This is a genomic window from Pseudobutyrivibrio ruminis (assembly GCF_015057245.1).
Lineage (GTDB): Bacteria > Bacillota > Clostridia > Lachnospirales > Lachnospiraceae > Pseudobutyrivibrio > Pseudobutyrivibrio ruminis_E.
On sequence record NZ_SVET01000030.1, the window covers coordinates 1 to 7,745 of the forward strand.

5 protein-coding genes are annotated in these 7,745 nt (G+C 33.4%); all 5 read right to left on the minus strand.

All coding sequences use genetic code 11. The features are described from left to right. Positions 1 to 191: 191 nt before the first annotated feature. Positions 192 to 434, minus strand: a complete 243-nt coding sequence (locus E7274_RS14175; RefSeq protein ID WP_304176846.1) for an EsaB/YukD family protein — start codon at positions 432 to 434, stop codon at positions 192 to 194. Positions 435 to 446: 12 nt separating this feature from the next. Then, complete coding sequence (essC, locus tag E7274_RS14180; RefSeq protein WP_304176849.1) at positions 447 to 4,697, minus strand: type VII secretion protein EssC; 4,251 nt, start codon at positions 4,695 to 4,697, stop codon at positions 447 to 449. A gap of 83 nt (positions 4,698 to 4,780) precedes the next feature. Further along, complete coding sequence (locus E7274_RS14185) at positions 4,781 to 5,548, minus strand: hypothetical protein (RefSeq protein WP_304176852.1); 768 nt, start codon at positions 5,546 to 5,548, stop codon at positions 4,781 to 4,783. Between the two features lie 17 nt (positions 5,549 to 5,565). After that, entirely contained in the window at positions 5,566 to 6,792 is a 1,227-nt protein-coding gene (locus E7274_RS14190; RefSeq protein ID WP_304176854.1) for a hypothetical protein, read from the minus strand. A 23-nt stretch (positions 6,793 to 6,815) separates the two neighbouring features. Continuing rightward, positions 6,816 to 7,745, minus strand: a 930-nt coding sequence (locus E7274_RS14195) for an RHS repeat-associated core domain-containing protein (RefSeq protein ID WP_304176857.1), incomplete at its 5' end; no start/stop codon positions are given.

Below are 7,745 nucleotides of genomic sequence, written 5' to 3' on the forward strand. Positions count from 1 at the left end.
CTTTATGAGTTTCATCATTTGCAAATGCTTCAAATGATTTGATTAAATCATCTGACATTTCAAGAAACTCGTTATAAGCCTTTTGACATTCATCAAAATAACTTCTTAGTGCTGCTACATCCCACTCTATATCAACTTCGCCTACTTCTATGTTCCCCTTCTCGTCTGCGTATGGCATAATAAATCTCCCTTTACTGTGCAAAAATTGTAGTACCTGTTCTAATTCCAAGCTCAGAAATTGTCATATCCCCTTTGATTAAGGCTATTGGATTTTCTGAGCGCATATAAAAACCTTTCGCATTTACTTCATCTACACCTAAATCAAAAGCAACATTTAGTCCATGAAGCAATTCATCCGCTGTTATACTGGTTGGAATCTCTACGTCTATTGTTTTTCCTGCATTATTAAACATTATGATAATTGTATCTCGCATTTTTTCACCCAATTATTCCATAGTTTTTAATCTTATAATCTTGCCCTCTTTAGTGTAATATGCATCGCCCTTTGCATTTTCTTTTTTAATCTGCCTAATAGCTTGTGCTGGAATATTTACAAGCTTGATATTTTTCAAATCCTCGAAGAATAGCATGTTTCCTCTGTTTCTTACATCTAATAGGATTTGATTAGATCCTGCAGCCAATGCAATATTTGGCAAATTTGTAAAGATAAAACTTATTTTGCAGTTTGCATATGCACTTATTATCTGCAAATATTCTTGCTTTAGTTCAGCATGGCTATTAATTACATCTGCAGCCTTTGAATCATTGAATACCACTACTATCAATGGTTCATTCTCAAGACTTTCATTTCTTTCAAGTATCTCTTTACGATTAATAGCTGTTTGACGCAATGATTCCATGATATCAACTAATTCCATAGAATTATCTGTGTAGTCTTGGATGGCTAATGCATCACACACAGCCTTCAATGATCCCTTTACATCATCTATAACAGTCAGCTTTATTGCATTGCTTCCTGCTTCTGTTGCCATCTTTTTAAGTATGTATCTAACATACGAATCACGTCCAAGCTCATCTCTACCATAGATTCCAGTTACAACATTTTCCAAAATATTGTTATATACTGGCTCTACATTTGAGTAGGCCAAACCTACAACCAAATTGTAATCCTTGATTTTTGTTGAACCGAATCTGCTGCTCCAATACTCATCATTAAGTGTTGGAGGGATAAACTTAACAGCTTCAGCTGTACTTTCACCATACTTATCATTACAAGCCTGAATAAACTCATTAATCTTTGATAAACGTTCGACCTCTTTACCCATTGAAAATGCCAAGTATGTTTGGAATTCCATAACTTCATTATCAATTTTGATAAGACCTCTACCTGGATTTTCATCAGGCTGCATTTTGCATCTATCAAGTAATTCAGAATACTGGCCTCGCTCGTTGCAGTTCATTGCTATCTTTGTCGAAAAGTTGGTTAGAAGTTTGTATCCTATTCCTGACATCTGCTGATTTGTTACAACTATAGAAATGCCCAGCGCAACTCCATCTCGACATATTTTTATGAACTGAGCTTCTATTTCAGGGTAAGTCTCTCTAAAAGCGGTGTAATTTTCAAGGAATACTACGATTTGTGGTAAATCTTTATTTCCAGCTTCTTTATAAGCTCCAAAAGAACTTAATCCTATTGTGGAAAGAATTTCACGTCGTTCATCTATCTTCTTTTGCAACATTTCGATAAAGTTCTTTAGCTTTTCATCTTCCGCTAAAGTTACTACCGCACCAACATGATTTAGCTTTGAAAAAGCTTTTAGTGCCATCGATGCAAAATCTAATATATAAATATTTACCTCTGATGGAGAATACTGACTAGCCAATCCATAAATGAGGTTTTGAACCAAATATGTTTTACCTGCCAATGAGGCACCAAGTATAAACACATGGCTTTGTGTTAAATTCAAAATTAGCTCATTCTGTGACTGCCTTGCTGGGTCATCGTATATACCAACTGGTAAAGCAACATCACTTCCTTCAACTTTTATCTTAGAAGGATATTCAATGATTTCTGAAAGAGGTGGTAAACAGATTTCCTGTAGTTTCTTAATCTTTTCTTCCTTGCAATAATCATCAATATATTTAACAATTGCATCTAATTCAGTAACAGTATTATCATTTTGCTCAGGTTTCTGTGAATAAACTACTGTTTTACGTCCTGCTAAATCAACCTTTGAAATTTCAAACTTCTTGATGGCTTTCACCTTGCCATCTGAAATATATGCGCCACTGTATGCAGACTGAAACAGCTCAAAGATTTCATTATTACCTACTTGGAGATATGCTCTACCTGGCTCTCTGATTTCTGCAGCAAGTGGTGACTTCAATACTTCATTACTATCTGATTTATCTTGAACTTTCAGACATAGCTTAAACTTGGAATTACTCCAAATCTGGTCATTTACAACACCTGCTGGCTTCTGGGTTGCCAGTATCAGATGCACACCCAAGCTTCGTCCTATACGTGCAGCACTTATAAGTTCCTTCATAAATTCCGGCTGTTCGCTCTTAAGCTCTGCAAACTCATCCACTATCAATATCAAATGTGGTAATGGCGTTGGTGTAACTCCTTCTTTGAATAGTTTTATATAATCATCAATCCTATTCACATCATATTTTGCAAAAAGTTCCTGTCTTTTTATTAACTCAGCCTTAATAGACATCAATGATCTATTAATTTGCTTACCATCAATATTGGTGATTGCTCCATTTAAGTGTGGCAAGCTTCTGAACTGATTTGCCATACCACCACCTTTAAAATCGATGATAATAAAACTAACTTCGTATGGATGAAACAATGTGGCCATTGAAAGAATATATGTCTGCAAAATTTCAGATTTACCTGAACCTGTTGTACCTGCAACAAGTCCATGTGGACCATGATACTTTTCATGTATATCAAGATATACCACTTCACCACCTGACTTTACACCTAATGGTGCTGCCATGCTGCTATAGACTTTTGATTCATTCCATCTATCTTTAAGGGATATATCCTCAACCTTCTTTACATCAAGCAACTCGTACAGTGAGATATTCTTTCTTAAATCACTTTCCAAAGTTGGTTCTTTGATATATATAGGTGCAAGTTTATTAGAGCATTGCTCTGCAATTTCTTTACTAATATGGGTATATGTAAAGTCTTGTAATTCTGTGCCATCTGATAAATCTTGTATGAAACCTTGGAAATTGTCATCATCCAAAAATACCCCCAGCTCACAAGCTTTATTCAAAAATTCCTCTTTCTCCTCAAAGAAAAGAAATGTAAATCCAAGACTTCTAGCGACCTCAAAATATTTGCTAACTGGATGATCTGATAAACGTTCTGAACGAAACGCAAATACGATATAGTCCGGCAGTTCTTCTATCTGCTCTTTTTTTAATCCCTCTCGTTTAGATATTTCCGAATACAAATTACCTAATACACTTTTAGCACTTTCGTCATCATACATTACATTGCGCATACCTGTATTTTCATCAAATGTATTAGGTAACCATCTAACCCATTCTAAGTATGGTGCATAGACTTCATCTAACAAAAAAATCATTTTTACATCTGTAAATGATTCTTGACCAGCTATAGTCAAAATCACATTTTTCATCATGTGATACAGTTTTGTCCTATTTCCAATGAAACCTATTGCATTGACCTTTCCAATAGGTAATGTTACTGGCATATCTGCAATATACTCATACTTATCATGAAGATATTCCGGATAGTCTATCAAATCATCATATACATGCAGATACTCCTGTTTTTTATACTCTACTTGAAGCTGGGATTTTACATTTCCTGTACCAATTCGAACATCCAAGTAGTCCTCATGAGATTTTTGTTTTTCAAAAAGATTAGGTGAAAAAGACTGAATCCTATCAATTGTTTCTTCTATTGATGGGTTTCTCTTAGTCATTATAAGCTTTTCTTCTGCTCTGGCTTTCTGTATATCTGCTTCCTTCTTTTCTATATAAGCAGCATATTTTTTTACTCTTTCTTTTGTCTTCTTCTTATAATCTTTGCCGTTATCGAAGTATGTCCATACAGACATGGCTGCTCCTACAAGCATAGTTGCAGCAAAATAAATGATGTACATAATACCGCCGCGCATCATTCTACTTCTTATAAATATCATCAATAAAAATGACACTACAACCGGTGTTAATGTCATCAATAAATTTCTTTTTGGCTCTTGTGGTGGTGTTTCCGGATTTAACACTTCCAGTTTTTCATCAGGGAGTTCATAAAGATATCTAGCATTTCTGTAGAATTCAGGATACACCATCGCTTTTCCTGACTCGGACAGATCTTTATTAGGAAACTGTGTTTTGATTCTATAAGCCATTGATGTTTTAATGGTGTATTCTTCAAAAAAAAAAGATACGTTTCCTACAGTCAAAAAACTATTTATTTTAAGCGCATTTACACCTGATTCTGCTTCTACACCATTGATATAGTATTTAAAGCTATCGCTCTCGCAGTTAGCTTCAAAACCATCTTTTGTTCTTTGAATTCTTATCTCTACACATGATTCTTCATCACATAAAAAAGAAATATCACTTCTAGAGGTATTACCTATGACAAAATCATTTCTACCCACTGTACTGATTTCCATGTCATAGGTTACCTTTGCATTTCTTATTCTTCTGCCTTCTGTATTATTTGTTATTCCCGCTTCCAATCTTTATTCTCCGTTTTAATTTATTTATGTCTAATTGCAAAGCTCAGCCAAAAGCTCTACGTTTTAGCTGATATTATCCCTATTCATACTCTAAGACAAAGTAATACACTCCATAGCATGTAGTATGCAAAAACTATTAAGATTCTCTCTACTTGTACACAGTCTCTTTTGTTATTCTCATAACACAAATCATTATCACAAGATATGTATCTTGCATATCGCGTATTAAATCCCTTGTTTTTTATAAATTCGATACAACTTTTTACTTCTTCCGGATACTTGTTCTGTTTTGAAAAGATTTGCATTAAATAAAATTGTCTTGGAATCTCATACAAATTGTTTGCACTGGTCAAATCATCAAGCTTTGCAACAGCACTATCATATTCTTCTTTATATATGTCTAATAATATAGGGCTGTAATTAGAAATAAAAAAATTATTCGAACCATTCAATTCCACAAGCATTCTTTCTATGTCATTTACTGATTCTTCACTCGTGCCGAAAACATATTGCTCTACGTTTATAAACAAAATTTGTTCATTATTTCTTAGCATTTCTCTTGGTGATAAAAAACTTAGAGTTCCTATTAATGAGGCATATTTTTTACTGTTCTTTGCCAACAGTAAACTCAAATACTCATCAAGATTACCATTGTTATAAACATAATCTAGAATTATCCAATTCCATCCATATCTTCTATATAGCAAGCTACAAACACCAAAAAAAGCCACATGTAAAACAATTATAATAATACTTCCAACTTTTATTGCTTCTATTATCCCAATCAATAACAAGATTATAGATACTGCAAATACAATCTTGTATTGTAAATATGCTTTATTCATTGTCATTTTCTATCATTCTCCCTCTACTCAACTGTAACCAAATAATATAATTCATTGTTTACAGTTTTACTTTCTATTGATTCTACCTGTATATTCCTAATTACATTTTGGTCCAGCGAATCACCTTTTGTAATTATTATTTCAGGCTTATAATTTGTTCCTTTGTAAAAACTTCCGTTAATCAGTACAATTGTTGATGAATTAAAAAAACTATCATTCCGATCTTCCTTTATATTTTTATCAACATGCCTTTTTTTAATAGTGTAACCATGGTCATTCTTACAATAATTACAATATAAAATACTATCATTGTATGAATAGATGCTAACTCCTTGGCCATCATAATAACTTTCAGTTATCAAATAAAGATTGCTCTCATTATCCCCATACTCCCACTTAAGCGCTTCTTGTACAGAAGAATACTGATGGTTACACATTACCAGTACTACAACCAAATACAGAACTGTGGCAACCATAAGCGACCACATCGCAATACTACTTTGTCCTTTTGTATCTGACTCTATTCCCAGCCATTTTTGAAATCTAGTGTGTCCACCGCATGTCTTAAAATGTACAAAGCACGAATCAGCTTTATCTATATCGCCTATCTGCTTATACACAATTCCTTTGTGATAAATTCTCCACGTCTCATTGAGCTTTCCTTTGGAAACATTCTCATCTATAGCTGCTAAAGCTGAATCATATTGCTTGTTATAGTAACTCTGGTAAAAATCAAAATAGGCATGAAATTTCTTTACGACATCATTATCTTTTTTCTTACAGTTCTTATATGCCTCTAATAATCCTTGAATACGTAGAAATGCCTCTGGGTACATATCATTTTCTATATCGTTTTCTTTAATCAGCTTTTTATCCAACTTATAAAACTCATATGACAGTTTTTGTTCCAAAGGCAGGGCGTTATTTTTGATGTAATCTGCTATTCTTTCATCCTCTTCGCACCATAATAAAGCATTGAATAGATCTGCCTTTTCTTGTAAATATAGCCTTTTTTTCTTACTATAAAAATCAATTATATTTTCCAGATTCATTTTTTCAGTAAACTGCTTTTGCATGTATACATGCATTGCCTTATATGAACCTATAAATAATATTAATGCAGAGAGTATTGTTACTCCTACTAATAAAACATTATTGTAAAAACGTAAAATGCTTATTATTGCTATGAGCAATGAACCGCTCATAATTATGTCTCTAATATATAGTGTCTGTTGAATTTTATTCTTCATAATATCTATATTCCCTTCTATTCTTATTCTGTACAAGTTCCATCTTCACTACTCTCATTTGCTTCTACAACCGTTTTTAACCCTAGGAATGCAAAAAAGAATGCTGCTACTTTTGTTCCGGCTGATGCTACTGCTGGGAATGATATGATTTCCGCACCCGCAGCTCCATCTGCACCTATCGCTCCTACGACAGTAGGACCCGCGAAATAAACTATCGCTGCAATTGCAGCAATTGCTACATCTCCAATTCCAGAATTTATAGAATATCCCATCTCAGTTTTGTTGGATATATTTTTATTAATTTTAACTGAATCATACGTATAAATATCATCACTATCAAATGGGTTTAAACTAAATCTAAATCCACACCCAGTAGTATTTTTGCCAACTGTATTTGATATATCTGCCTTTACTGACAACTTATTTAAATCTACTTTCATTGTTGAACTATTACCATCTTTATCCGTATGAACCGATTTAACAGATAAATTTAATCCATTTTTGTCTACTTTTACGCCTATAGACCCTTGATAACTACCAATTTTTACAGATGGTACAATATTTATTTGAGTTGATTCATATTTTCCATTTTTATATGTTACATTAAATAGTTTATTATCACCTGTTTTAACAGTGTTTGTATTTGTTACGTATGGACCAGCTAACCCTTTTGTACTTTGTTCATCTACATATGTAAAATCTGTATTGCTCTTAAACCATTCATTAATTGGAGCAAATAGATCGTTTTCAATACTTGTTACCAATGAAGGCAACAATCCATCAGTATCTTTTAAATCTAATGGCCTGTTCCAACAATACAAATAATGATTTATAGATTCTGGATAATCTATAAATCCCCTTACTTTATCCTCACTTACAAATCTACCTACCCCAGCATCATAGTATCTAGCCTGTGCAAAGTAGCTTCCTGTCATTTCATCATGCTGGTAGCC

What these genes read in the sequence shown, in the direction of transcription:
- E7274_RS14175 (WP_304176846.1), bottom strand. Translation starts at nt 434, where the DNA reads ATGCGAGATACAATTATCATAATGTTTAATAATGCAGGAAAAACAATA.
- E7274_RS14185 (WP_304176852.1), bottom strand. Translation starts at nt 5,548, where the DNA reads ATGACAATGAATAAAGCATATTTACAATACAAGATTGTATTTGCAGTA.
- E7274_RS14190 (WP_304176854.1), bottom strand. Translation starts at nt 6,792, where the DNA reads ATGAAGAATAAAATTCAACAGACACTATATATTAGAGACATAATTATG.